General features: G+C 69.0%; 22 protein-coding genes and 1 tRNA gene. 9 read left to right on the top strand and 14 right to left on the bottom strand.

What is annotated here, in order from left to right:
- Position 1: 1 nt before the first annotated feature.
- The gene (locus ACFW6B_RS06060; protein ID WP_386592477.1) at positions 2 to 1,357 is read right to left on the bottom strand and encodes a tetratricopeptide repeat protein; all 1,356 of its coding nucleotides are present in this window, start codon (positions 1,355 to 1,357) and stop codon (positions 2 to 4) included.
- A 223-nt stretch (positions 1,358 to 1,580) separates the two neighbouring features.
- On the opposite strand from ACFW6B_RS06060, the gene ACFW6B_RS06055 reads away from it, so the two are divergent.
- The 5 genes from ACFW6B_RS06055 (at position 1,581) to ACFW6B_RS06035 (ending at position 4,843) form a co-directional block, all read left to right on the top strand.
- Complete coding sequence (locus tag ACFW6B_RS06055; protein ID WP_386592475.1) at positions 1,581 to 2,330, top strand: hypothetical protein; 750 nt, start codon at positions 1,581 to 1,583, stop codon at positions 2,328 to 2,330.
- A gap of 76 nt (positions 2,331 to 2,406) precedes the next feature.
- The gene (locus tag ACFW6B_RS06050; RefSeq protein WP_386592473.1) at positions 2,407 to 3,318 is read left to right on the top strand and encodes an aminoglycoside phosphotransferase family protein; all 912 of its coding nucleotides are present in this window, start codon (positions 2,407 to 2,409) and stop codon (positions 3,316 to 3,318) included.
- Position 3,319: 1 nt separating this feature from the next.
- Positions 3,320 to 4,012 (top strand): class I SAM-dependent methyltransferase, encoded by a 693-nt coding sequence (locus tag ACFW6B_RS06045; RefSeq protein WP_386592470.1) that lies wholly within the window; start codon positions 3,320 to 3,322, stop codon positions 4,010 to 4,012.
- A 31-nt stretch (positions 4,013 to 4,043) separates the two neighbouring features.
- Positions 4,044 to 4,589: an HAD domain-containing protein gene (locus ACFW6B_RS06040; RefSeq protein WP_386592468.1), complete on the top strand. Its 546-nt coding sequence runs from the start codon at positions 4,044 to 4,046 to the stop codon at positions 4,587 to 4,589.
- Entirely contained in the window at positions 4,586 to 4,843 is a 258-nt protein-coding gene (locus ACFW6B_RS06035) for a hypothetical protein (RefSeq protein WP_386592467.1), read from the top strand. Before ACFW6B_RS06040 ends, ACFW6B_RS06035 begins: the two co-directional genes overlap by 4 nt.
- A gap of 153 nt (positions 4,844 to 4,996) precedes the next feature.
- Here ACFW6B_RS06035 and ACFW6B_RS06030 read toward each other — a convergent pair whose 3' ends face one another.
- The 7 genes from ACFW6B_RS06030 to ACFW6B_RS06000 all read right to left on the bottom strand — a co-directional run bounded on the left by ACFW6B_RS06030 (position 4,997) and on the right by ACFW6B_RS06000 (position 12,776).
- Positions 4,997 to 6,166: a helix-turn-helix domain-containing protein gene (locus ACFW6B_RS06030; protein WP_386592465.1), complete on the bottom strand. Its 1,170-nt coding sequence runs from the start codon at positions 6,164 to 6,166 to the stop codon at positions 4,997 to 4,999.
- Positions 6,153 to 6,947, bottom strand: coding sequence for a hypothetical protein (locus ACFW6B_RS06025; RefSeq protein ID WP_386592463.1), 795 nt, complete (start codon positions 6,945 to 6,947; stop codon positions 6,153 to 6,155). Before ACFW6B_RS06025 ends, ACFW6B_RS06030 begins: the two co-directional genes overlap by 14 nt.
- Before the next feature lie 318 nt (positions 6,948 to 7,265).
- Positions 7,266 to 8,135 (bottom strand): hypothetical protein, encoded by an 870-nt coding sequence (locus tag ACFW6B_RS06020; RefSeq protein WP_386592461.1) that lies wholly within the window; start codon positions 8,133 to 8,135, stop codon positions 7,266 to 7,268.
- 56 nt (positions 8,136 to 8,191) lie between these two features.
- Positions 8,192 to 9,838 (bottom strand): relaxase/mobilization nuclease domain-containing protein, encoded by a 1,647-nt coding sequence (locus ACFW6B_RS06015; RefSeq protein ID WP_386592460.1) that lies wholly within the window; start codon positions 9,836 to 9,838, stop codon positions 8,192 to 8,194.
- Complete coding sequence (locus ACFW6B_RS06010) at positions 9,839 to 10,333, bottom strand: MobC family plasmid mobilization relaxosome protein (RefSeq protein ID WP_386592458.1); 495 nt, start codon at positions 10,331 to 10,333, stop codon at positions 9,839 to 9,841. It lies immediately after the preceding gene.
- 230 nt (positions 10,334 to 10,563) lie between these two features.
- Positions 10,564 to 11,361 carry a DUF2637 domain-containing protein gene (locus ACFW6B_RS06005; protein WP_386592457.1) on the bottom strand — a complete coding sequence of 266 codons (798 nt, stop codon included), beginning with the start codon at positions 11,359 to 11,361 and terminating at the stop codon, positions 10,564 to 10,566.
- A 191-nt stretch (positions 11,362 to 11,552) separates the two neighbouring features.
- Positions 11,553 to 12,776 (bottom strand): DUF3631 domain-containing protein, encoded by a 1,224-nt coding sequence (locus ACFW6B_RS06000; protein ID WP_386592714.1) that lies wholly within the window; start codon positions 12,774 to 12,776, stop codon positions 11,553 to 11,555.
- A 293-nt stretch (positions 12,777 to 13,069) separates the two neighbouring features.
- On the opposite strand from ACFW6B_RS06000, the gene ACFW6B_RS05995 reads away from it, so the two are divergent.
- From ACFW6B_RS05995 to ACFW6B_RS05985, 3 genes are all read left to right on the top strand, one after another.
- On the top strand, positions 13,070 to 13,552 hold the full coding sequence (locus tag ACFW6B_RS05995; protein ID WP_386592455.1) for a helix-turn-helix domain-containing protein: 483 nt from the start codon (positions 13,070 to 13,072) through the stop codon (positions 13,550 to 13,552).
- Positions 13,553 to 13,681: 129 nt separating this feature from the next.
- Entirely contained in the window at positions 13,682 to 14,062 is a 381-nt protein-coding gene (locus ACFW6B_RS05990; protein ID WP_386592454.1) for a helix-turn-helix domain-containing protein, read from the top strand.
- Positions 14,063 to 14,089: 27 nt separating this feature from the next.
- Positions 14,090 to 15,619, top strand: coding sequence for a LacI family DNA-binding transcriptional regulator (locus ACFW6B_RS05985; protein ID WP_386592452.1), 1,530 nt, complete (start codon positions 14,090 to 14,092; stop codon positions 15,617 to 15,619).
- Between the two features lie 66 nt (positions 15,620 to 15,685).
- Here the strand turns inward: ACFW6B_RS05985 and ACFW6B_RS05980 are convergent, their stop codons facing one another.
- The 5 genes from ACFW6B_RS05980 to ACFW6B_RS05960 form a co-directional block, all read right to left on the bottom strand.
- Positions 15,686 to 16,138: a hypothetical protein gene (locus ACFW6B_RS05980; RefSeq protein ID WP_386592449.1), complete on the bottom strand. Its 453-nt coding sequence runs from the start codon at positions 16,136 to 16,138 to the stop codon at positions 15,686 to 15,688.
- Positions 16,139 to 16,151: 13 nt separating this feature from the next.
- Entirely contained in the window at positions 16,152 to 17,051 is a 900-nt protein-coding gene (locus ACFW6B_RS05975; protein ID WP_386592447.1) for a TIR domain-containing protein, read from the bottom strand.
- Between the two features lie 195 nt (positions 17,052 to 17,246).
- Positions 17,247 to 17,320, bottom strand: a tRNA-Pro gene (locus tag ACFW6B_RS05970).
- Positions 17,321 to 17,348: 28 nt separating this feature from the next.
- Positions 17,349 to 18,149: a Pr6Pr family membrane protein gene (locus ACFW6B_RS05965; protein ID WP_386592445.1), complete on the bottom strand. Its 801-nt coding sequence runs from the start codon at positions 18,147 to 18,149 to the stop codon at positions 17,349 to 17,351.
- A gap of 270 nt (positions 18,150 to 18,419) precedes the next feature.
- On the bottom strand, positions 18,420 to 19,346 hold the full coding sequence (locus ACFW6B_RS05960; protein WP_386592443.1) for a metallophosphoesterase: 927 nt from the start codon (positions 19,344 to 19,346) through the stop codon (positions 18,420 to 18,422).
- A gap of 170 nt (positions 19,347 to 19,516) precedes the next feature.
- On the opposite strand from ACFW6B_RS05960, the gene ACFW6B_RS05955 reads away from it, so the two are divergent.
- Positions 19,517 to 19,981 (top strand): GatB/YqeY domain-containing protein, encoded by a 465-nt coding sequence (locus tag ACFW6B_RS05955; RefSeq protein WP_386592441.1) that lies wholly within the window; start codon positions 19,517 to 19,519, stop codon positions 19,979 to 19,981.
- Positions 19,982 to 20,250: 269 nt separating this feature from the next.
- Here the strand turns inward: ACFW6B_RS05955 and ACFW6B_RS05950 are convergent, their stop codons facing one another.
- On the bottom strand, positions 20,251 to 22,527 hold the full coding sequence (locus ACFW6B_RS05950) for a transglycosylase domain-containing protein (RefSeq protein WP_386592439.1): 2,277 nt from the start codon (positions 22,525 to 22,527) through the stop codon (positions 20,251 to 20,253).
- Positions 22,528 to 22,871 lie beyond the last annotated feature (344 nt).

Here is a 22,871-nt window from a genome sequence, read left to right as displayed (position 1 = left end):
GTTAGGCGAGGGCCTCGCGTGCACGGCGGGCGAGATCGGCGGCGCCGGGCACCTTGCGCCGCTGGTAGACCGCGAGGGTGGAGCGGATCGAGGAGATCGCCTTGCGGGTGCGATCTGAGGTCATGCCCTCCATGAGGACCAGGGCCTGGGTCCAGGCGGCGACCGCTTCGTCGGCGCGAGCCTGAGCAGCGAGGCTGTCGCCAAGGTCGGCGTGGGTGAGGGCATGAACGCGCTTGTACTTCTCGGGGTCCCAGCGGGTGAGGGCGTCGCGGTGCTGCTGCTCGGTGCCGATGTGGTCGGCGAGGTCGGTGAGGGTGCGGGCTGTGTGGCTGGCCACGGTGCCGGCGGCGGGGCCGCTCACACGGGAGTAGCTGGGCTGGGGGCCATCGTCTCGTAGGAGGGCGTCCTCAGCGGCAAGCAGGGCGCGCGCGGCCAAGGGGCTTTCGTTCACGGCGGCGTAGGCGCGGGCGTGGGTGATGTGGAGGAGGGCCTCGGTCTGGCCGTCGACGTGGCCGAGTCCAGCCCGGAGGGCGCCTTCGACGAGGTCGACGCAGTGGTGGGGCTGCTTGAGGCTGAGGGCCTGGTGGGCGAGTGCGCGCATCATCCAAGCCCCGTGGCCGTGGGGGTCCGCCTCGCAGGAGAGTTGGTAGCCGACCTGGTAGTAGCGTTGTGCGGCGCCTTCCTGGCCGAGGTCGTGGTGCTTCCAGCCTGCGAGGTAGGCGAGCTCGGCGACGGCGCCGAAGGCGGCTTGGCGTAACGCTTCGCCGGGGAAGCGTCCGCGGAGCATCGGGGCGGCGGTGTCGGCAAGGTAGGCCGTGACCGTGGTCAGGCCGTGCCCACCGCCAAGACGTTCGTCGGCCGCGCTGAAAGCAGCCGTGATCTGCCGTACGACGTCCACGTCCTCCGCGCCGACCACGGACGTGCCGGTGCGAGCGCGGAGCATACGGGCGGTGGCCTCGTGGTCGTAACCGAGCGGCATGGCAACGCCGGCGGTGGTGAAGGCCGCGATGGCGAGGAAGCGGCGCCGCTCTACGTCGGCCCGACCCAGGTCGGTGACCGCGAGGACGGGGTCGGATTCCACCGGCTCCTTGGCATCACCGGCCTGGAGGCCAATCTCGGTCTGGGTGACCCTGCGCCCCGCTCGGCGGGACAGTGCCTCGGCCAGGTACTGGCCTACCCGGCCCGACGGGGTGCGGGTGCCGTTCACCCAGTGAGAGATGGCCGACTTGTTGGTCTGGAGGATCTCGCCGTTCTCGGCGGCGATGCGCCGCACGTCTCGGGCGAGGGCCTCGTAGGTGCAGTCGACCGTCGCGATGACGTCGCGCAGACGAGAGTTGGGGTCTCTCTGCGCCGCCACGATCGCCTCCGCCCTGGAGCTGTAAACCGCGTATACCGCTTCAACTGCCTTCCACCGTACCCACTGAGCGTGACCACCGGTTCACTTATCAGCAGCCGCCCGGAACGGCGCGACCGTGATCCAGGCTCCCCCTTGGTCCGGGCGGCACCCCGAAGTTCCGTACGCCCACACCGGGCTCGGGCATTCCTGTGCCCGAACCCGGCCATTCAGAGACGGAGACACGGTGACCACCATCGACACCACGGCCATCACGGTCGAACTGCCCGAGGCATTCGACCCGCGCTGGAACCGCCTGCCCGGCGTCCAGGTCGACGGCCGGCGCATCACCATCGACCCGGCCGAGTACTTCTTCCGCTTCGAGTCGAACACGTGGCTCGTCGCCGACTGGGAGCTGGTCAAGACCCAGCTCCTGGGCGTCGACGAGACGACCGAGAGCGCGGTCGAGCAGCTCGCACTGGACTTCATCAAGCAGAACAGCGAGTCCACCTCCGACGCGGCCCGTGTCCTGGCCACCGCGTACGAGGTGTACGCCTACCTCTTCCGCGACGAGCACCTCGCCGGCCTCGGACTGCCACAGATCACCGCCGACCACCTGCGGATGCTGCGCGAGGCCGCCACGCTCATGGCGCTCAACAAGGTAGAGCTGGACGGGCACATCTCCAACGTCGGCCCGTGCTGGTTCTTCCCCGCCGCCACCTCCGTCGTCTTCGACCTGGACGACGAGACGGGCGGCATGCTCGACGAGGTCTACCACGGCGGCTGGTTCAACGAGCACCGCCGGATCGAGTCCATCAAGGCCCACACGGCGCTCGGCGGCCGCCTCGTGCACGGCTGCCAGTCCGTGCCGGACCAGTCCGGCGGCGTCGTCGCGCCCTACGGTGCCTCGATGGCGAACTTCCGCGACGACCTCGCCGCGTTCAAGGCGGGCTGGATCGAGCAGGTCTACGCCCACCGCGTGAACCCCGCCACGTAACCCACCCGACCAGGCTCCGGGGCGGGCCGGCACTTCTCGCCCGCCCCGGCCGCCGCAACATCCCCGGAGCCCTCACGTGACCACGAACCCCAGCGCCGAACTCCTCGACAACCTGCTCACCATGGTCGGCCAGACCTGCGTCGTACGGGAGGAGGTGCGGGTGTGGTCCATGTCCGGAGTCGAGCGCGTGGCCTTCCCCGACGGTGCCACGGCCGTCTTCAAGTACGCCAAGAGGCCGTTCGACTGCGAGGACCAGGCCCTCCGCCTGGCCCACACCCTCGGCGTTCCCGTCCCCCAGGTCCACGCCTCCGCCGTCCTGGACGGCTGGCTCGGCATGCTCCTGGAGGACCTCGGGCCGTCCGTCCGCGAGGCCGACGACCTCGACGGCGTTGCCGCGGCCGTGGTCCTGCACGGCGCCCGTACGGCTCCGCCCTTGCCCGTCCTCGACCAGGAACGCTTGCGTACGCTCCCGTCCCGGGCGCTGGAGCACCTCGGAGGGCTGCGTAAGGCTGAGCGGTGGCAGGACGCCGACGACGTCGAGGACGCACTTAACCGAATCGCCCAGGCCGCCAACGTCCGCTCGGCCGGAGCGACGATCGCCCCCTTCGGCTGGGTGCACTCCGAGTTCCACCCCACCAGCCTTCACATCGGCGAGCGCGGCTGGCGGCTGCTCGACTTCGCCCGCGCCTTCACCGGCCCCGGTCTGCTCGACCTCGCCAGCTGGCACGGCACCATCGAGCCCCCGCACCCCGTGCGCCTGCGCGTCTTCCTGGAGCAGTACGTCACCGCCGGCGGCACCCCCGACGCCCTTGCCAAGCGAGGTGGGCTCACCGCCGAGAACTGGGCCCTGGGCTGGCACCGCATGTGGGCCGTCGAGTGGTTCATGGAGCAGTCCGTTCGCTGGATCAACGACCCGGCCACCGACCCCGCGTACATGAAGTCCGTCCGCCGGCACCTCACCGATGTGCTCCACCACCTGGAGATCTGACGTGCTCACCCAGGCTTCCCCATGGCACGCCCACGCCCTCCAACGCACAGCAGCCGGACTCGCCGAGCCCCTGTCCGTACCCGCACGCATGGAATGGACCACGAGACCCGGCCAAGGATCCGGTGCCGAGATCCTCGGCCCCGACCTGCGCGGCAAGCGACTCCTGGAACTCGGCTGCGGCCCCGGCCACAACGCCGCCCACCTCGCCACCCGGCACGGGGCTCACATCATCGGCGTCGACCTCGTCGGCCTCCAGATCCGCCGCGCCCGCTCCCATTACGGACGGCTGAACAACCTCACTTTCGCCGCCGGCCACGCTCTGCACTACCTCCAAGCCTCCGACGAGCAGTTCGACGCGATCTACTCCGTCTTCGGCGCTGTCGGTCTCGTCGCCCCCGAACTCCTGCTCCCGGCCATCGCCCAGCACCTCACGCCCGGCCGGGTGCTCGCCTTCTCCGTCCCCCACCCGCAGCGTGGCGGCCGCAGCCCCTCCGGCGACGACCGCCCCCGCCGCGACCACGTCACCCTGCCCGACCGCACCCGTCTCCCCATCGCCCGATGGGAGTTCGATACCGACCGCTGGGAGAAGCACCTCAGTCAGGCGGGCTTCTGGCTCACCTCGGCCCAGGAGTTCCACGACCCCCGCATGGGCCAGTGGCCCACCACCCTGCTGATCCGCGCCCGCAAGCTCTGACCGCCGCCCTCGCCTGGCTACTGGAGGACCGATGCGCCCGCCTTACCTGCTCCTCGACGTCGACGGCGTCCTCATACCCTTCCCCGACGCCGACGGGACCACCCCGGCCACACACGTTCGCCACGATGTCGTCCCCGCCGGTCGCAGCGCCGACAACCCCGTCACCATCTGGCTCGACCCTGACCTCGGTCGCCTGCTCATGGACGTCATCCGCACCGGCTTGGTCACCCCGGTCTGGTGCACCAGCTGGCGCCAGGACGCAGCCACCCTGGTCGGACCGCTCCTCGGCCTCCCGGCCCTGCCGTACGTCGATCTCCCGCGACCGCAGATCACCACCAGCCACCCCAACGGCTACCTGTGGAAGCGCGACCACGTCGACACCTGGCTCGGTGATGCGCCCGCTGTCTGGATCGACGACGACTTCACCCGCCTTGACCACGACTGGGCTGCAGCCCGTACCGCCCGAGGCGCGGCGACCATTCTCGTCCAGCCCGACCCCCGCGTCGGGCTCCAGCCGGAGCAGCTGACTCGGGTCACGACGTGGGCTGCCCAGGTACCCACGATCCGAGCCGCATGACGCCCTCGCTGCGCCTCGGGCTGCGTGCGTCACGACTCGCCGAGCCGCTCGTTGAGTACCGGATCAGGTGCGGTGAAGCTCTGTCCGTACCGAGTTCGTCACCAGCACGGTACCGAGGCGGCGAGTACGCACTGGCGGAGATCCCACTGACCGTGGAAGGGCTCGACGGCATCGACCTCCAGCCCGAGGAGATCGCCCACGTCCTACGGGGAGCCATGAGTGCCGGATGCCTCGGAGTCGAGGCATCGCTCTGAGCCTTCGAGTACGTCAGCACGCCATCAGGGGCCGACTCTGAGATGAGCCGGCCCTGATGGCGTCGTTACGTGCTACGGGCTTGGTGCCGGAAGCTCTCGGGGCCGTGTCGGGGAACGAACCGTTCCCGCGGCTCCTAGGGGCGAGCGACGCTGCTACTGGACCAGCCGGAGCACCGGCCTCTGTTCCTGAACGCCCAGCAGGTCCTGCACCCTCTTGCTTGTCCACGCCAACTCATGAGCCAGCTGGGAAACCGATAGGCCCGCTTCCTTGGCAGCCAGTTCGAAGGCTTGTCCAAGCAGCGAAGGCTGTTCACTGGGGAAGTTCGAGACGGATTCCGCGGTGAAGCCCGGCTGGCCGTCGAGAGCGCGTAGGCGCTGGTACGTCCTGCTGGTAGTCGCGTCGGAGATCAGCCCCAGTTCGCGGCATCGGTAGACGAGCGAATGGAGGGAGACCCCCCAAACTCCCCTGAGCTCGGCCAGGCGTGCAAAATCCATTCGCCGCGGCAGGAACGGAAGGATGCTGTCCTGGGGGGTCAGGAACTCGGCTGCGAATGCGTCAGCCTCTTTCTCCTGACGGCTGTCACCAGTGGCATCGCCGTGAAGAACAAGGTGGCCCAGCTCATGGGCGGCCGTGAACCGGTGCCGGTAGATGTCGTCGGCCCGGTTGGCGGTCAGAACGACGAGCGGCCGTGCTGCCCGGGTGGAGAAGGCGTCCACGCTCGCAGCGGAGGGATCACTGGCAGGCGGCATGACCACCACGATTCCGTGGGACTCCATCCGCCTCACCAGATGCGTGACAGGGCCGTCGCCGAGACCCCAGCGCCTGCGAAGCTCGCGGGCTGCTGACACGGGGTCGGTGGACAGCTCCTCGCCGGGATGGACCTCCCCACCAGCGAAGCCTGGCAGATCGACGAGAGGCAACTGGATCCGCTGTTCCAGCGCGTACGTGAGCTCCCAAATCTGCTCCGCGAAGGCGAGCGCACGCTCTCGCTGAGACTTCGGCGTGCTGCGCAGGCTTCGGAAATGGGCCATGGAAGCGTCGAGCCGATTGGCTGGCCTACCCAGCAGGAAGAACGTCACCGGAACCCCGAGGATCTCCGCGAGCCGGGGGATCAAGTCAGGTCGCGGCTTCGACACCCCCGTCTCGTACTGACCGACAGCGGCAGGCGTCACCCCGAGCTGGACAGCCACGTCCTTCTTCGTCATCTCAGCCAGACGACGGGCTTGGGTCAGCCGGGTGGGATCGAAGCCGTCGGAGATAGCACGTGGCGTGGTGCCTCGTTCTTCCGTACCGGGGATGAGGTCTTGCTTAATGGGTCGCATCGTCTTCGCTGGTCTGGTCCTCGACAGGTTCTGCCTCGGTCTGCACGGGGACGTGCAGAGCCTGGTCCGAGGCGGTACGAGAGGACAGCGTAAGGGTGGGTTCGATTCCGTCGGCGAAGCTGGTGTGTGCCGTGACCTGGTTCGGAATGCTGATCGGTCGCAGCGTGTACGAGGTGACCTCCTGAGGCAGGTGAAGCGGCTCGGGATCGGTGGCCCACTCCAGCTGCCGGTTCATTCCGAGTGCCGCGATGCCCCAGTACGCCTCGAGGAGCTCGGAGGCGTTGCAGGCGAAGGGCACGAGGACCAGCTGGGTGCCCTGCGGGACCGTCGCCAGAGCGCCGCGCGGTTCGGCGATCGGGACGGTCGGCCCGAAGTCGAGGTCGAACGGATCCTGAATGTGCTTCGGCGCCGGCGCGAACGTGAAGAGCTCCTGCACCAGCCGGGACTCGCTGGGGATGCGCGCGCTACGGACGTCTGACTTGGTCTTGGAGTACCGGAACGGGTAGATCAGCCCGTTGCCGATGAGCATCAGCTCGTAAGAGAACTGGAACGGCTTGACCGCACGGGCGCCAGGCACCTTCTTGAGCTCGTCCTGAAGCCGCTCGTATTGGTTCTCGTATCGGCTGGTGCCGTAGACGCGGGTGGTACGGGATGAGGCTTGTTCCTGTGCGGCCTGTGCGTTGGCCTGCATGTTGCGAAGGCCCTGCCCGACGCTGCGGCGTACATCTGCTGCGTGCTTGCCGAACACGTCGGTCGTCCACGACGACGAAGGCATACTCATGCGGACGACTCCTCAGGTCGGACTACGCATCGAAGCATTCCAGTGCGGCTCTGACTTTAGTTGATGTCAGAGATTTTGCACAACTGCTTTGGTGTTCGGCGTGTTTGCTGCCCGTTCGCCACCAGCACGGTACCCAGGAGGCTGTGCGCGTGTAGGAGTTGCTGGGCCAGTGGTCCTGGCTTGTGCTCCCTGCCCCAAGAGCCGCCTGTTCCTCGCTGTTCCTCAGGGAACACAACGTGCGGCGGAACTCCCCTACGCCAGCTGATGGCTACGCCCCCAGGCCCAGACTCCTTGAGTTTGGGCCCGAGGAGCTCACCGTTAGGTGCGTCGGGAGAGGTGGGCGGCCAGTTCCTGGGCTTCGAGTGAGAGGCCGGCGTGGACTTCGCGGGCGAAGGCGGTGCCGGGGCGGAGCATGGGGGGCCGGATCGTGGCCCAGTGCTGCGCGGCCTGTTCGATGGCCTGCTGGGTGTGGTGGATCGCGGACTGACGGTGGGTGAGGTACTGCTCGGCCTGCTGGTCGGCCTGGTGCCAGGTGATATCTCCCCGCTCCGCGAGCTGGGTCAGGGGCGGGGTGGTGTGGCCGTCGGCGAGACGGAGTTCGTCGGCCTCGGCGATCTGCTTCCGGATGCGGGTCTGTTCTTGGCGTTCCTCCAGTGTGGTGATGGCGTTGTCGAGGGTGAGGTGGCCTCCGGCGACCTGCTTGGCGAGGTCGGGGGCGTTCTCTGTGAGGCGGTTGCGCTTCTCCTGGAGGGCGTCGGCCTGGGCCTTGTGCTCGCGAGCGATGTCGTAGGCAGCGTCGAGTGGGAAGGCGCCGATGCGGACCTGTTCGGCGAGGTGGGGGGAGTGCTGGAGGACGACGTTGGCGGCGGAGAGGCGAGTGCGGCTGAGGCCGTGGGTCTTGGCCAGGCCGCGCAGGGAGTGTCCCGAAAAGGAACAGGCCATGGCGGTGATCATTGCCTGCTGGCCCTTGGCGATGTGCTGGCGGACGACGTTGTTGGAGAAGATCAGCGCTCGGGGGTTGTCGCCGGTGTATGTGGTGAAACGGGGTTCGACGCCAGCGATCTTGCAGGCGGCGAGGCGGTTGCGGCCGTCGAGGAGGACGCCGTCCGTGTCGAGGACGATCTCCTTGTACAGGCCCCCCGTCTTGATGGACTCGGCGAGGTCGAGCAGCTCGTCGGGCTCGAGCATCGGGAAGATGTCGGCGGCGGGGTGGATCTTCAGGGGGTGCTCCTTGAGGGTGGGGTTCAGCGCGTGCGGCGCTGCTGGCTGGTGTTGGTCGGGAGATAGGGGGCCGACGGGGATGCCGGGGCACGGCTCGTGGTGCCGGTCAGGTCGGCGAGGCGGTGGAGTCGCCAGGTGAGGACTTCGCTGACGCTTGTGGCGGTGTCGGTCTCCCGTCGGGCGGTGGCTTCGGTGAGGAGAGCGGCGGGCTTGTGGCCGGCGGCTTCGGCTCGGGCGAGGGTGGCTGCGAGAGCAGGCCAGCCGGGCTCCGCGAGGACTTGTTCGGCCAGTTCGGGAAGGGCTCGGCACAGGGTGAACTCCTGCCGTCGGCGCAGTGACTCGGCCAGCCGTGTTCCTCGCTGTCGGAGCGCGGCCAGTGGCTCGGTGGCCTGGGCCTGATAGGCGGCGCGGAGGTGTGCGGCGGTCTGGCGGGCGGCTTCGGCCTGCTGGGTGTGGTTGCGGGTGCGGTGCCAGTGCTGGGTGGCGATGACCGCGAGCAGCAGGGCGTCGAGGACGGCTGCGAGGAGGGCTCCGTCCTTTGGGGCGGGCTCACGCAGGATCGCCTTCACCGCCCGGCGGGTGGCCCGGGCCGCTTGGTGCTGGGCGCGGATGCGGGACCGTGCGGCGCGCTCGAAGACAGTGGCGGCCTGGACGAGCTGCGGTCGGAGGCTGGCGGGGGCGCCCAGGGGGAGCGCGTCGAGGGCTTCGGCGAGGACGGTGATGTGGGCCTGCCCGGCCTCGTCCTTGTCGTGCGTGAGCTGGTCGGGTGTCTGGTCGATGGCGATGGAGAGTCGTCGCCAGGCCGGGGCGTCGGTCCGCTCCGCCGGTGCGGTCTCGGTGGCCGTGAGGCGTGAGGCGATCTTGGGGTAGGAGAGGTCGGGGGCGAGGGTGGAGCCGGAGAACCAGACGGGCTCGCCCCGGGCGTTGGTGTCGTCGTCGAGGGCGACCTTGTAGCCGCGGACGTCGCCGGAAGGAAAGTGCTGGACGTCGATGAGTGCGCCGGCCCCTTCGACGAGCCGGAAGAACTCCTTGGTGGTCGTGGCGGCCGAGACGGCGGTGCGGACGATGGTGCGCAAGTGCTCACGGGAGGTCCGGGCGTTCCCCGTGCGGCGGGCCTTCTCCTGCTCGGCGCGGGTGGGGCGCTTGGCGGCGGTGCGGTCTCCGCGCGGGACCTGGCGGAGCCCGTACTCCTTCTCGATGGCGACGAGTTCCTTGTCGGCGCGCAGGAAGTCGTTCCAGTTCCGTGGCGGGCGGAGGTCGCCCCGGACCTTGGTGGCGACGATGTGGATGTGGTCGGCGGCGTGGCGGACGGCGACCCAGCGGCAGGCGTCAGGGTCGCCGACCGGGGCGATACCGGTGACGTCGAGGACACGGCGGGCTATGGCGGCCCACTCGTCGTCTGACATGTGGCGGTCCTCGGGGGCGGCGCGGATCGAGCAGTGCCAGACGTGGTTCTTCGGCGCCCTGGCGCCGGCCTGTTTGACTCGCAGGTCGAGGACGGTGGCGAGCTGGGCGAGAGTGGCGTCGGGATCGCGGCCGGGGTCGGGGGCGAAGCCGTCGAAGGAGGCGACGAGGTGGGGATCCGTGTGCTCGTTGGCGCGGCCGGGCCCGTAGAGGTAGTTGAGGACGCCTCGTGTCTTGTGGCCGGGCTTGACGATGTTTGCGATCAATCAGGCCATCCGGTGGTTTGTGGCGGCCGCGTCGGCGGCGGCATCGACCGCCATGACCGCCTGCCGGACTACCGCCACGAGTCGGCGGGCCTCGGCGAGAACGGAGGCGTCCACAGGGTGTGCATGGCCGCCGGCGTTGAGGCGGTGGGCGATCTGGTTCACGTTCGTGCCGATCCTGGCGAGCTCGGTACGCAGCGCGGCGTACTCGTCGATCAGGTCGTCGGTGGCAGCGCGCTGCTCGGGTAGTGCGAGGTCGCCGTTCAGGTGGGCCATGACAATGGCGCCGACGAGATGCGCGCCGGCCAGGCTGTGGCGGCGGGCTTCGGCGAGGATCGCCTGCTTCTCGTCGATGCTGTAGCGGACGTCGACACGCTCCTTGCGCTGCACGTCCTGGCGGGCGCGGCGGCGGGCGACTCGGCGCAGCGCGGCCTCGTCGGCGGCACGCGCGCCTCCTGTCCCCGGTGCGCCCTCGCGCCGGGGACTCGCCTCCGCCACCCCCGGGGCGGAGGCTTCCGCGTGGGACCGGCCCTTGGACGGTCCAACGTCATACCTTGCTCCGCCCGGGGCTGGGGTGGTGGTTGAGTGCTGGGTGGTGTGGAGGGAAGCGGGGACAGGCTGGACGGGCATGGTCGGGCCTTCTCACGGTGCGGCTGGGGGCAGGGGGGAAGCGTGCTCGCCCCAGGGCATTTCTGGGGCGAGCGGCTGGCCCGTGGGCGGGCTCGGGCCTATGCGGCTTCGGCGTTGTTGCGGTCGAGTTCGGCTTGGAGGAAGCCCTTGACCTGGTCGAGGCGCTGACGGCCGATGCCGAAGCCCTTGTCGCGGATGGCCTTCTCGACGTTGCGGCGGGATACCTGGCCGCCACGTCCCAAGGGGGCGGTGCGTCCGATCTCGACTGCCTCCTCGAAGGTGGCCATCGGCTTCTCGCCACGTTGCTTGGCGGGCGGCTCCTTGGGTTGAGTCACTTGCTCGGCGGAGCCCTGAGCCACGTCCTCGGCGGACGTCGGCTCGCTTGTGGCTGCCGCTGCGCCACGTTCTGGAGTGGTGGCCGCCGAGATGCGGCGGCCGTCTTCTTGTGGCTCGGTGGGTGCGGGGTGGCGCTGGACGAGGAGGTAGAGGTGGACGGCTCCGGCGAGGGCGAGTGGGGCGATGGCGGAGATGATGCCGACGGTGACGTTGCCGAGGACGAGCTCGTTGTGGCGGCCCTGCTGGTTGAGGCGGATGGCGTGCAGGACGTTGGCCCAGATGCTGGTGGCGGTGGCGATGCCGACCAGGGCCGAGACATACACACGGGAGCGCAGGCGTGCGGTGCGCAGGACGAGCAGGGCGCCGATGCCGATGGCGATGAAGCCGTCGATCACGAGAGGGAAGGCGTAGGTGAGCAGCCGGTGGATGTGGCTGGCAGCGGCCATCTGACGCAGGGCGTCGTACGAGAGAGCGAAGGCGGCCACGGCTAGGAGGGCCACGCCCGCGCGGATCAGGAGGGGCAGGGAGGCGGGAGGTGCGGTGGTGCTGGGAGAAGGCAAGGGGAGGGTGCTCCATGAGGCAGGGAGAAAGATGGGTTCGGCCGTGGCAGGTGGGACCCGTCGCGACCCGTCGCATGCCTGGTCAGAGCAGGTACGGGTCAGGGCGGCGATGTCGAGTCGACTCGTTGCGGGCCGGTGACCCGTCCCGGCCCTGACCTGCGAGGCGACGAGTCGGGACGGGTCGTGCCGGGTCAGGCGCTGGTCGCGGGTTCCGGCAAGGTCATCGGCTCGGCGGCCGGTGCGGGCTCCGGGCAGTAGCGGGCCCAGGCGTCGGTGAACTGCAGGCGGGTAAAGCCCTTGGCCTGGAAGCCGTCGGGGAAGCGGCGGTTCGCCGAGCGGATCCCGTAGTCGTTCAGCAGGATCTGCAGGCCGCGCGGCGTGAGGCCCTTGTCGCTGTACTCGGGCCAGGGCGACTCGGCGTCCTCGTTCAGGATGCCGAGCAGGCGGCCGGTACGGATGACCGCCGGGTTTCCTTCGGAGGCGAAGGCGCGGCGGATGTCGGCGAGGAGCCGGTTGTTCAGGGCGCTGTGGTCCTGATCCTGCTCGGCCTCGTGCTTCGTCATCGCCAGGCAAGCGGCGCGCGCGGCCTCGGGCCACGGACCGCCAGCGAGGTCGGCGACGGCGACCAACGGCTCCCACGTGTCGGCCGCCCGATCTTCCACTGGCAACGGCGGGGTCAGATCCATGGCGGTGGCGTGGAGTGGGGTGAGCCAGGCCACGAGCCGGTCGCGCAGGGCGTGAAGGGCGGGAGTGTCCCGTACGGTGCGGAACTCGGCGACCTTCTCGCCGGGCCTGCGGCGGCGCATCCGGATGACTACCGACCGGTCCATGATCGTGTCGGGCAGGTCCCCGATGCCGGCGAGGGCCGCCATGGCGAAGGTCGGGAACTTCGACACCTCGTGGTTCGGGCCGGAGACCCGCAGAGTTGGGCGGTTGCGCTGGTGGCCAGCGTTGAGGAGCCCGCGCATCTCCTCGTTCTTCTCCGCCACCTTCGCCGACCCGAAGAGGGTGTCGGCCTCGTCGACCAGTAGCGTCGGAGGGTTCTTGGTGATCGACCGGAAGACGGCGGCGGCCGAGGCGTTGACCGTGATCAGCGGGTCGTGGACGGTCTCGGTGACCACGTCCAGGAGCCGTGACTTGCCGCACCGCTTCGCCGGACCGACGACCGCGAGACGCGGGGCGTGCTGCCACGCGGTCTGCAGGTGCGTGGCAGCCACCCACAGCGTCACCGCCGTGAGTGCGTCCTCGCTCGGCAGCACCACATACCGCCGGAACTGCGCCCGCAGGTCGGACAGCACCTGCTCGCCCTCGGAGGGTTCGGCGGGATCCGGCTGGGGGCTGGCCGGCTGGCCGGGGACAGCGGTCGGCGGCCACTCGACGGGAAGCGATGGCGTGTTCGGGGTGGCTTCGTCCATACTGGACATCGAGCTCCTCAATCTGCGGGCCATACGGGACGGCAATCCCGGCTCTGCAGCTAGTCGTTCAGGGATGGGCGGCGTGAGGTTTGCGCTTTGAGCCCCTCGGTGTCTTCAGCACCGGGGGGCTTTCTGTTTGTCGGGCTAGGTGATGGCGGTCTCCAGCGGATCGCAGCGGTGCGGCACATCTATCACTATGCACTAGGCATAGCTGCTTTGCAAGTAGCAGAGCATGGTGTACCGTCTAGGGTGCTGCGAATTGCAGGAACCTGCTGCGAGAGGAAGGAGGGGGAATGTCCGACGACGACCGCGAGGGCGTCCTGCTCAAGGGCGAGGACAACGCCGCCAAGCGGATCAAGGCCGAGCGCGAGAACCGTGCCTGGAGCACCACCACGCTCTCCGACCGCCTCAACGAGGCCGGCTATGAGATGAACCCGTCGGCGGTCTGGCGGATCGAGAACGGCAAGCGCCGCATCAACCTCGACGAGGCCATCGGCTTCGCCGAGGTCTTCGGGGTGTCGCTGTCCAACCTCGTCGGCCCGCCGGCCCTGGCCGCCGCCGGCCGCGCCATGGAGCTGATCGACACCGTCGTGGCCGCCAGCGCGGCCGCCCAGCGAGCCCAGCACGTGTACCGCCGGGCCAACGCCGAACTCGCCGCCTACCTCGACGAGCACCCGGACATCCGCGAGGAGGCCGACGTGATGGTCAGCAACGCCATCGCCGAGAACACCATGAAGATCAACCAGGAGGAGTTCGGGCTCCCACCCCAGCCGTAGCCCGCTCCTCCGGCCGCCCTGGACCGCAAACCCCAGGACCCGGCCAGCCACACGCCCATCCCATCTCTGAACGACACCGGCCCGGCCGGGGTTGCCGCCCCACACGTCGAGGCCAGGAGAGGACCCTGCTTGCGCCACACCGCGATACCCCACGCCTCCGCACAGACCCGGGACGCCGAAACCGTGCCGCCGCGCCTCTACCTTCCCGAGGACGTTGCTGCAGTGCTCGGCTGCTCCACGTGGTGGGTCAAAGACCGTGCCCGCCGACGGCTGATCCCCTTCACCCGGGTCGGCCGCGCCTACCGCTTCACCGGCGAACACCTCGCGGAGATCATCCGTATGCACGAGGCCCGTCCGGTCGTCCCCGGCCGCCCTGCTGTGACTGCCGCTGTCCCGAAAATGAACGCGCCCCGTCGCACTTCTCCACCCGCCGAACCCCCGTCCACGAGCCGTCTCCGCGCCCGACCGCCACGCCGAGCGCGCCAGGACCAGTTCGGGACCGCCGCGTAAGAGGCGACACAAGAGGAGGGGGAACACATGGGATTCGCGGAGAAACGCGCGAACTACTGGCGCGGCCGATACAAGATCGCTCCTGGCAAGCACCTCACGGTCGTCGACGATGGCGGCAAGGCGATCAGGTTCGCCACCAAGGGCGAGGCCCAGCGCGCCGCGAGTGAGGCCGAGAACAAGTTCCGGCGGGGCGATTGGCGCGATCCGGCCCTCGGCCAGGAGACGTTCGGAGAGTATGCGAGCCGCTGGTACGAGGCCCAGGACCTGGCCGCCTCGACGATGCAGAACTACAAGCGCCACATCGAGGAGCACCTGCTCCCCGACTTCGAGGACAAGGCCCTCGCCGGCATCCTGCGTACGGACGTCGAGCTGTGGGAGAAGAAGGAGCGGGCCGTGTACGCGGCCTCAAGCGTCAAGACCTGGCGCTCGACGCTCCACCTGATCATCGAGGACGCGATCGACGAGGGCGTGATCACGTCCAATCCGGCTGCCAGGCGGCGCGGACGCGGTAAGCGCGCTGGCCGCTCCCGCGACCGCGGCCCGGAGAAGGTCATCACCGACGCTCTCGGCATCCTGCTGACTGCCGAGCGGGCGTCACTGCTCTCTGGCCGCGACGACGAGTTCGTCGCCGTGGTGCACAAGGGCTACACGGGCATGCGCTGGGCCGAAATGGTCGGCCTGGAGACGGAGTTCGCCCGGCCCGGATCCTTCCGCGTCGAATGGCAGCTGTACGAGCTGGACACTGGCGAGCTCGTGCGCGTCCCGCCCAAGGACGACAGCTACCGCACCATCGACTCGATGGACTGGCTGTCGGCGCTCGTCGTCAATCACATCGCCCGTACGAAGCCGACGCCCTGCCCCTGCCACGGCAAGGCGTACATCTACCGAGGGCTCGGCGCGGCACGCACGGGCGGCCACCAGGGCGCCAAGCTCGTCGACGTCGCCCGCCGTGCCGGCGTCTCCACGGGCACGGTGTCCAACGTCCTCAACCACCCCGACCGCGTCGCCGAAGCCACACGTGTCAAGGTTGAGCAGGCCATCGTGGACCTCGGCTTCGTACGCGGCGGAACGGTTTCCGAGCACGCGGCCCACTGGCGCCGAAACGGCTTCGCCACCTGGCTGTTCACGCCGGCGGTCTCCGGCTGGTACCCGAAGAAGGCACCCCAGGAGGCACGTCCGGTGCCGCTCCTCGGTGAACCGTGGCCCGGCGTTCCGGCACGAGGCCGCAACGCCACCGACCGAGCGGACGCCTGCTGGGTCCCCATCGCCAAGGGCCTCACCCCGCACGGACTGCGCCACACCCACCGCACGATGATGGAGGACCTCGGCACCGAGAAGGTCCTCATGGACGAGCGCATGGGCCACATCGACGGCTCCGTCTCCGCCCGCTATGCCCACGTCACTCCAGGCATGCGCCGCCGCCTCATGGCCGGCCTGACCGACCAGTGGGAGGCGGCGCTCGACGCCCGCCTGGCCATGTGTCCGACATCGCCGGTGCGCGTGCTCAACGAGATTCTGCGCGCACACAGTGCCCGTGGGTCGGCGCTACTTGGTTGATGCCTCACACCGATGCCCCCACGCGAACATCGCGTGGGGGCACCTGCGTTTCGTTAGTGCGTCAGGTCAGACGGCGAAGACTTGACCGCATACGAGGCAGTGATATGGGCCTGAGATGTCTTCGGGTACCTTCACCGGCTCGTACGAGTGGCAGGGGGATGCCACGATGACCATGTCGTCGGGCTCGGTCAGCGGCGAAGGCACCTCTCGGGAGTCCACGTCGCTCTTGACGCTGACCTTCAGGTACTTGCTGCGGCTCGGCCTGAACGCGTTCTTCAGCTCGTCCTCCACCATTCGTGCTGCGGCGGGAGCGATCACGCCTCTGGCGTAGTCGATCTGTTCCTGCGTCCACCAGGAGTCCGGCCCCGCTGGCTGCCCACAAAGAGGGCAGTAGTAGGCAGTGGGTGACGGCTGCTGTTCGGCCTCTTCGTTCGCCGGTCCGTGGTGCCACTTGAACTGGCTGATGCAGTGGGGACACTCTCGACGCACGAAACCGTCGTGGTCGAGAGGCAGGCTCATCGGAATTTCCATGTCAGGCCCCGTCCACGAACTCTTCGACCCTGATCGGCACCCCATCGGCGGTCTTGCCCGTCAGGACGACGTTGAAATAGGAGCTTGACCCCGTCCCCAGGGAGCGAGCGCTCATCACGCGCACCGACTTACCGGCCGGCAACTTCGGGACGGGGAACTCACCCTGGTTGCGTGTGACGAGCTCGTCCTTCTCTTCGGCTTCCACGTCAAGGTCGTAGACGTCTCCGGGGCCGTGATTAGTGATCACGACCGACCCCATCTTCCTCGACCCGTTGTCGACGTAGCGGGCACTCAGCCGGGGGGTTCCAGCCGCCTGCGAGGACGGCAGCTTCCGTCCCAGCGGAAGTCCGCCACCCGGCGGCACCGGGGGAGTGAGGTCGCCGGCGTCATGCCAGTCCGTGCCGGTCATCCGCACAGCACACCCGGCCGTCTGCAGGCGCGTCGCGAGGTCCTGGCGCTTCCTCGTGGAGTTGTCGAGGCGGATCACGTGGCGGCCGTGAATGTCGCTGAAGACCTTCACCTGCCCGAGTTCCACGATGACGGTGCGGTTCTCGTCTCGACCCATGGCCATGCCCGCCTCGAACAGGACGTTCGGCCGGGGCTGCATCTGCGGGCCGCACTCGGGGTCCCCGGCGTACGTGAGGCTCTCGTGCAGGTAGGTGACGTCGTCGGGGGTCTGGAGGACGACTACTGCCTGAGCGTTCGAGAACGCTGTGTCCAGGACCTCACCGATGTACGGGGAGCCCTTGCCGGTCATCTGGATGGCCTCGGACCACTCGATGGGATCGAGGCCCAGCGCCCGCAGGAACTCGAAGAGTCCCTTGCGCGCGAGTTCGTTTCGTCCGTGGATTACGAAAACCTTGCGAGGGTCTGCGCTGCCCTCGGCCACTCGGTCTGCCATGTCTTGCTCACCACTCACGGTCGAGGGAGAACTGTTCCCAGCGACGGTAGCGGCAGGCACTGACAACGAGGCAGCCCGATGCGGGGAGCCGCTTCCCGAAGTCGGCTCCCAAACGGCTCCCAAGACGACCCAGGAAACCACTCAGGGGCCCGACCCGCTCTCGCGGATCAGGCCCCTGACCTGGTGTTTCAGCTGTCGGGGTGGCGGGATTTGAACCCACGACCTCTTCGTCCCGAACGAAGCGCGCTGCCAAGCTGCGCTACACCCCGATCGTCGCTGCTCTCGCGGCGACGTCGTTTACTTTAGCCCACCGGTGGCCTGAGACGAAATCCGGTTTTCTGGGCGTCGGACGCGGCGCCGGACCGGGTCGGGGCGTACGTGGTCGAGGACCACGACGAGGAGGGCCAGGGCGTAGAAGGTGACGCCGAGGACGGCGGTGTTGCCGAGGACGCCTCCGTAGCCGTGCCGGTCCACGTCGACGAAGGGGTAGAGGTAGCGGGCCGGGGTCCCGGGCGTCAGCATCGCCCCGCGGGCGAGGCTGAAGGTGAGGTAGGCGAGGGGATAGATCAGCCACGTCGCCGCGTGGCGCGGCGCCAGTGGGGTCGGGCGGGTCAGCAGGAGCCAGTCGAGGGCCACGGCGATCGGCGTGACCGTGTGGAGGAGCTGATTGGCGACCGCGTGCCAGCCGGAGAGGGGGGCGTCGCCTCCGGTCATGGAGAACGGGCTCGACTGGTTCGCCAGGACCAGGTGATAGACCAGGCCCGTGATCGAGATGTAGATCAGTGTGCCGCCGGTCAGCACCCCGGGCAGGGGCCTGCGCGCCGACCAGGCCCGGCGGGCCGATGCCGCGAAGACCAGGGCGACGAGCAGGTTGGTCTGGATCGTGAAGTGGCTCAGCACCCGGGCCGGGGAGCCCAGCTTCATCTCGATGGCCACGCCCGTCGCCGCGGCGAGGGCCACCAGGGCGCGGTAGGCCGCCGCGGCCGGGCGGCGGGAGGGGGCCACCACCGCCGTCGCGGGGACGAAGGAGCGGGTCGCGGGGAGGATGCCCGGTATCGCGGGGAGATCGGGTATGTCCCTGGGCATGGGGGTGATCATGCCCTCACGCTAAGCGGATCGGGGCATATGGGCGATATGGGTCGACTGGGTGGGTTACAGGGCCGTTCGGCGGCGTCCTGCGGCAGGGGTCTGTGGCAGGGCTCTGCGGCGTTGCTGTCCGTGGGTGTCGCCGGTCTACTGTCCCGGGGTGTCCCGGGGTGTCGCGCAGGGCCTGCGGGCGGGGCCCGGACACGTCTTCCGGGTGCCCCGGTCCGCGCCCCGGGCGTCGACCGGGCCTCGGCCCCCTCGACGCCCGGCCCCCTGCAACCGCTACGCCCGCTCCACCAGCGTCAGCAGCGACGCCTCCGGCGGGCAGGCGAAGCGGACCGGCGTGTAGCGGCTCGCGCCGCAGCCCGCCGAGACGTGCATGTACGAGGTCCGGCCCTCCGCCGTGTGCCTGGAGAGGCCCTTGACGCGGTCCGTGTCCAGGTCGCAGTTGGTGACGAAGGCGCCGTAGAAGGGGAGGCAGATCTGGCCGCCGTGGGTGTGGCCCGCCAGGATCAGGGGGTAGCCGTCGGCCGTGAAGGCGTCCAGGCTGCGCAGGTACGGGGCGTGCACGACACCCATCGAGAAGTCGGCGGACTCGGACGGGCCGCCGGCCACGCGCGCGTAGCGGTCGCGCTTGATGTGCGGGTCGTCGAGGCCCGTCAGCTCGATCTCCGAGCCCTCTATCTTCAGCGTCCCCCGGGTGTTCGTCAGGTTCAGCCAGCCCGCGGTGTCGAAACCGTCGCGCAGGCCCTCCCACGGGTTGTGGACGGCGCCCACGACCGGCTTGTTGCCGTTCAGCCCGTGCCGGCCCGCCGCCTTCTCGAACAGGTACCGGGCGGGGTTGCGGAGCGTGGGGCCGTAGTAGTCGTTCGAACCGAAGACGTAGGCACCCGGGAACTCCATGAGGGGGCCGAGCGCGTCCAGCACCTCGGGCACGCCCTCCGGGTCCGAGAGGTTGTCCCCGGTGTTGATCACGAAGTCGGGGCGCAGACCGGCCAGGGAGCGCAGCCAGCGCTGCTTCTTGCGCTGCCCGCTCACCATGTGGATGTCCGAGACCTGCAGAATGCGCAACGGCCGCATCCCCTGAGGCAGGACCGGGACGGTCACCCGCCGCAGGCGGAAGGAACGGGCCTCGAACCCCGCCGAGTACAGCAGACCGGCGGCACCCACCGCCGTGATTCCCAGGGGTACTTTGTATAGCGCGCGCATGCGCCCATCGTGTCAGACTCCGCTGAGCGCCCTTCACCGGCTGTGGACAGTCCGGAAGTCCCGCGCGGCACCGCGGAGGGAGGGCGTTCCCGGACGGCCTCCGGGCCCCGGCCGGGCGCGCTGCGAAATCAACAGGCGTCCACATCACCGCACCTGCGACACTTGGCGGCATGACCACGCTCAAGTCGAAGTTGCAGGAAGACCTCAACGCCGCGATCAAGGGGCGCGACGAGCTCCGCTCCTCGACGCTCCGGCTGACCCTCTCCGCGATCACCAACGAGGAGGTCGCGGGCAAGACCAAGCGCGACCTCTCCGACGACGAGGTGCAGAAGGTGATCGCCCGCGAGGCGAAGAAGCGCCGTGAGGCCGCGGAGGCCTTCACGCAGGGCGGCCGCACCGAGTCGGCCGAGCGTGAGCTGGCGGAGGGCGAAGTGCTCGCCGTGTACCTGCCCAAGCAGCTCTCCGACGACGAGCTTCGGCAGATCGTCGTCCAGGCCGTCGAGGAGGCGAAGGCGGCCGGTGCCGAGGGTCCGCGCGCGATGGGCGCCGTCATGAAGATCGTGAACCCGAAGGTGGCCGGGCAGGCCGAGGGCGGCCGCGTCGCCGCCGTCGTGAAGCAGCTGCTCGCGGGCTGACGCCGACATCACCGCTGGTGCTGTCGCTGGTGCCGGCTCCGTAGGCGTCGGCACCAGCTCCGGGGTCGGAGCCGGTGCCCGTTCCGGGCCTGGTTCTCTCTCCGGGCCTGGTTCCGGATCCGCTTCCCGCCCCGGCGCCGACTCCGGCCCGGTACCCGGCCCCGCTCCGGATTACGCAGAACGCCCCGTGGGCCAGGACCGACTCCTGGCCCACGGGGCGTTCACGCGTTCACGCGCCCGGCGTACGGGCCGCGGCTACGGGTTACGGCTCAGCGCGGGCCGCCGTTCCCGTTGCCGTTGTTCGTGTTGCCCTGGATCAAGCCCTCGGGGAAGGAGAAGGAAGGCGTCGGGAACACCACTCCGCCGTTGCTCTGGCCGTTGATGGTGTTGCCGGCGATGGTGTTGTCGTTCCCCCTGCCGCCGTGGCGACCGCGGCCGCGGCCGTCGTCGTCCTGGTCCTCTTCCTGCTTCTTCTCGGGGTCGGGAATGTTGACCAGGTTGAAGGACGGCGCGTCCTTGCCCGAGAGGGCGCCCGACATCAGGTCCCGCCAGATGGGGCCGGGAACCTGACCGCCGTACACCTTGTCGTGCCAGACGCCGCCGATCTGGATGCCCCGCATCTGGACCTGCTGGGTGGCGCTGCCGACCCAGACCGCGCCGGACAGGTTCGGCGTGTAGCCGACGAACCAGGCGTTCCTGCGCTCGTCGGTCGTACCCGTCTTGCCGGCGTTGGCGCGGTCGGTGAGACCGGCCTGCTGGCCCGTACCGGAGTCGATCACGCCGCTCAGCAGGCTGTTGATGGTGTCCGCGGTCGTCTCGGACATCGCCCGCGAGCACGTCGACTTGGGCACGTCGAGGGACTTCTCACTGTCGCCGACCTGCTGGCTGATCGCCTCGATGGCGATCGGGGTGCAGTACATGCCGCGGGAGGCGAAGGCCGCGTAGGCCGTGGCCATGGTGAGCGGAGAGATGCCCTTGGCGCCCAGGGCGATGGAGGGAACCTCGGGGAGCTTGTCGCCGTTGCCCTGGACCACGCCGAGCTTGCCGATCTGGTTCATCACCGGGCACAGGCCGATGTCGGAGATCATCTGCACGAAGTAGGTGTTGACCGACTTGGCCATCGCCTCCTTCAGCTGGTACGGACCCCGCTCGGACTCGCTCTCGTTCGGGACCTCTTCGTTGGCCTGGTTGGTCCACGGCTTGCTGCTGCAGGTCTGCACCGGGCTGGGGTACGGCATCTTGTACGGCGAGGAGTACTCCTGCGTCGAGGGCCGGCCCTGCTCCAGCGCGGCCGCGGCCACGAACGGCTTGAACGTCGAACCGGTGGGGAAGCCGAAGTTCGAGCCGCCCATGGCGTAGTCGACCGAGTAGTTGTACTCGGTCTCGTTCTTTCCGTAGCCGTACGGCTTCGACTGGCCCATCCCGAGGATCTTCCCGGTGCCGGGCTCGACCAGGGTGGCCGCCGCGGCGACCTTGTCGGACTTGTAGATGTGGTCCTTCAGCGACTCCCGGATCGACGCCTGGGACTGCGGGTCGAGCGTCGTACGGATGGTCAGGCCGCCCTGGTTCCAGACCTTCGCCCGCTCCTCCCGGGTCTTGCCGAAGACCGGATCGCTCAGGAAGACCTTCTCCACGTACTTGCAGAAGAAGCTGGCGCCCTTGATGGCCGTGATGCAGCCGTTCTTCGGCTGGCTGACGTGCAGCCCGAGCTTCGTCGCCTTGGCGGCGTCGGCCTGCTCCTGGGAGATGTCGTGCACCTCGGCCATGCGCTGCAGCACGGTGTTGCGGCGCTTGAGGGCCTCCTCCTCGTCGTTGACCGGGTCGTACCGGCTCGGCGACTGGACGATGCCCGCGAGCAGCGCGGACTCCTGGAGGTTCAGGTCCTTGGCGTGCTTGGAGAAGTAGCGCTGGGAGGCGGCCTCGATGCCGTACGCCTGCTCACCGAAGAACGTGATGTTCAGGTAGTTCTCGAGGATCTTCTTCTTGCCCAGCTTCTCTTCGAGCTGGATCGCGTACTTGAGCTCGCGGATCTTGCGGCCGATGGTCTGCTGGGTGGCCTGGGCGACCTTGGTCGGGTCGTCGCCGGCCTCCTCCACGAAGTAGTTCTTCACGAGCTGCTGGGTCAGGGTGGAGGCACCCTGGGCCACGCCGCCGTTCTGCGCGTTCTGGTTGACCGCGCGCAGGATGCCCTTGAGGTCGATCGCGCCGTGCTCGTAGAAGCGCGAGTCCTCGATCGCGACGATCGCCTTCTGCATGGAGGGCGAGATGTCCTTGAGGTCGACCACGGTCCGGTCGCGCGAGTAGACGGTCGCGATCTGACCGCCCTTGCTGTCCAGGATCGTGGTCCGCTGACTCAGCGACGGACTCTTCAGGTTGTCCGGGATCTCGTCGAACCCCTGGACCGACCCCTTGGCCGCCAGACCGAGCACACCCGCGGCGGGCAGCGCGATTCCGGCCATGACGGCGCCCGCGAGCACGCTGACACCGAGGAACTTGGCGGCCTGCTGCGTAGGGGACAGACCACCGCCCGAGCGCTTCTTTGGCATGAGGGCAGCCTACGTTCTCATTCGCCGGACACGCGTATATGCCTTGGCCTAAGCTGCTCTCAACTGTCACAGCAGTGCGGCCACGTATCAATACGTCCGGCGAACCCGAATCGTTCCGGAGGTTCCGCGTTCTTGTGGAGCGCGTGTCCGAATCAGCCTTGTGTGTCACAAGGCGTCCGTTGTGACTCGACCCGACTGTCCCGGTTCGTCGGGATGGTCGCGTATGTCCTCGGCTCACTCCCCCGGGTGATCTGCCGCTTACGCATAGTCCGTTCGGGCCATTCAAGATTGGGCCCGAAGGGGGTGTTGCGCTGTGCCCACCTTCCGTAACGTCCTCAACTGGC

It is taken from the genome of Streptomyces sp. NPDC058751 (assembly GCF_042746485.1).
Classification (GTDB): Bacteria; Actinomycetota; Actinomycetes; order Streptomycetales; family Streptomycetaceae; genus Streptomyces.
Note: the sequence above shows the minus strand (reverse complement) of the source record. Positions and strands in the feature narration are given on the sequence as shown.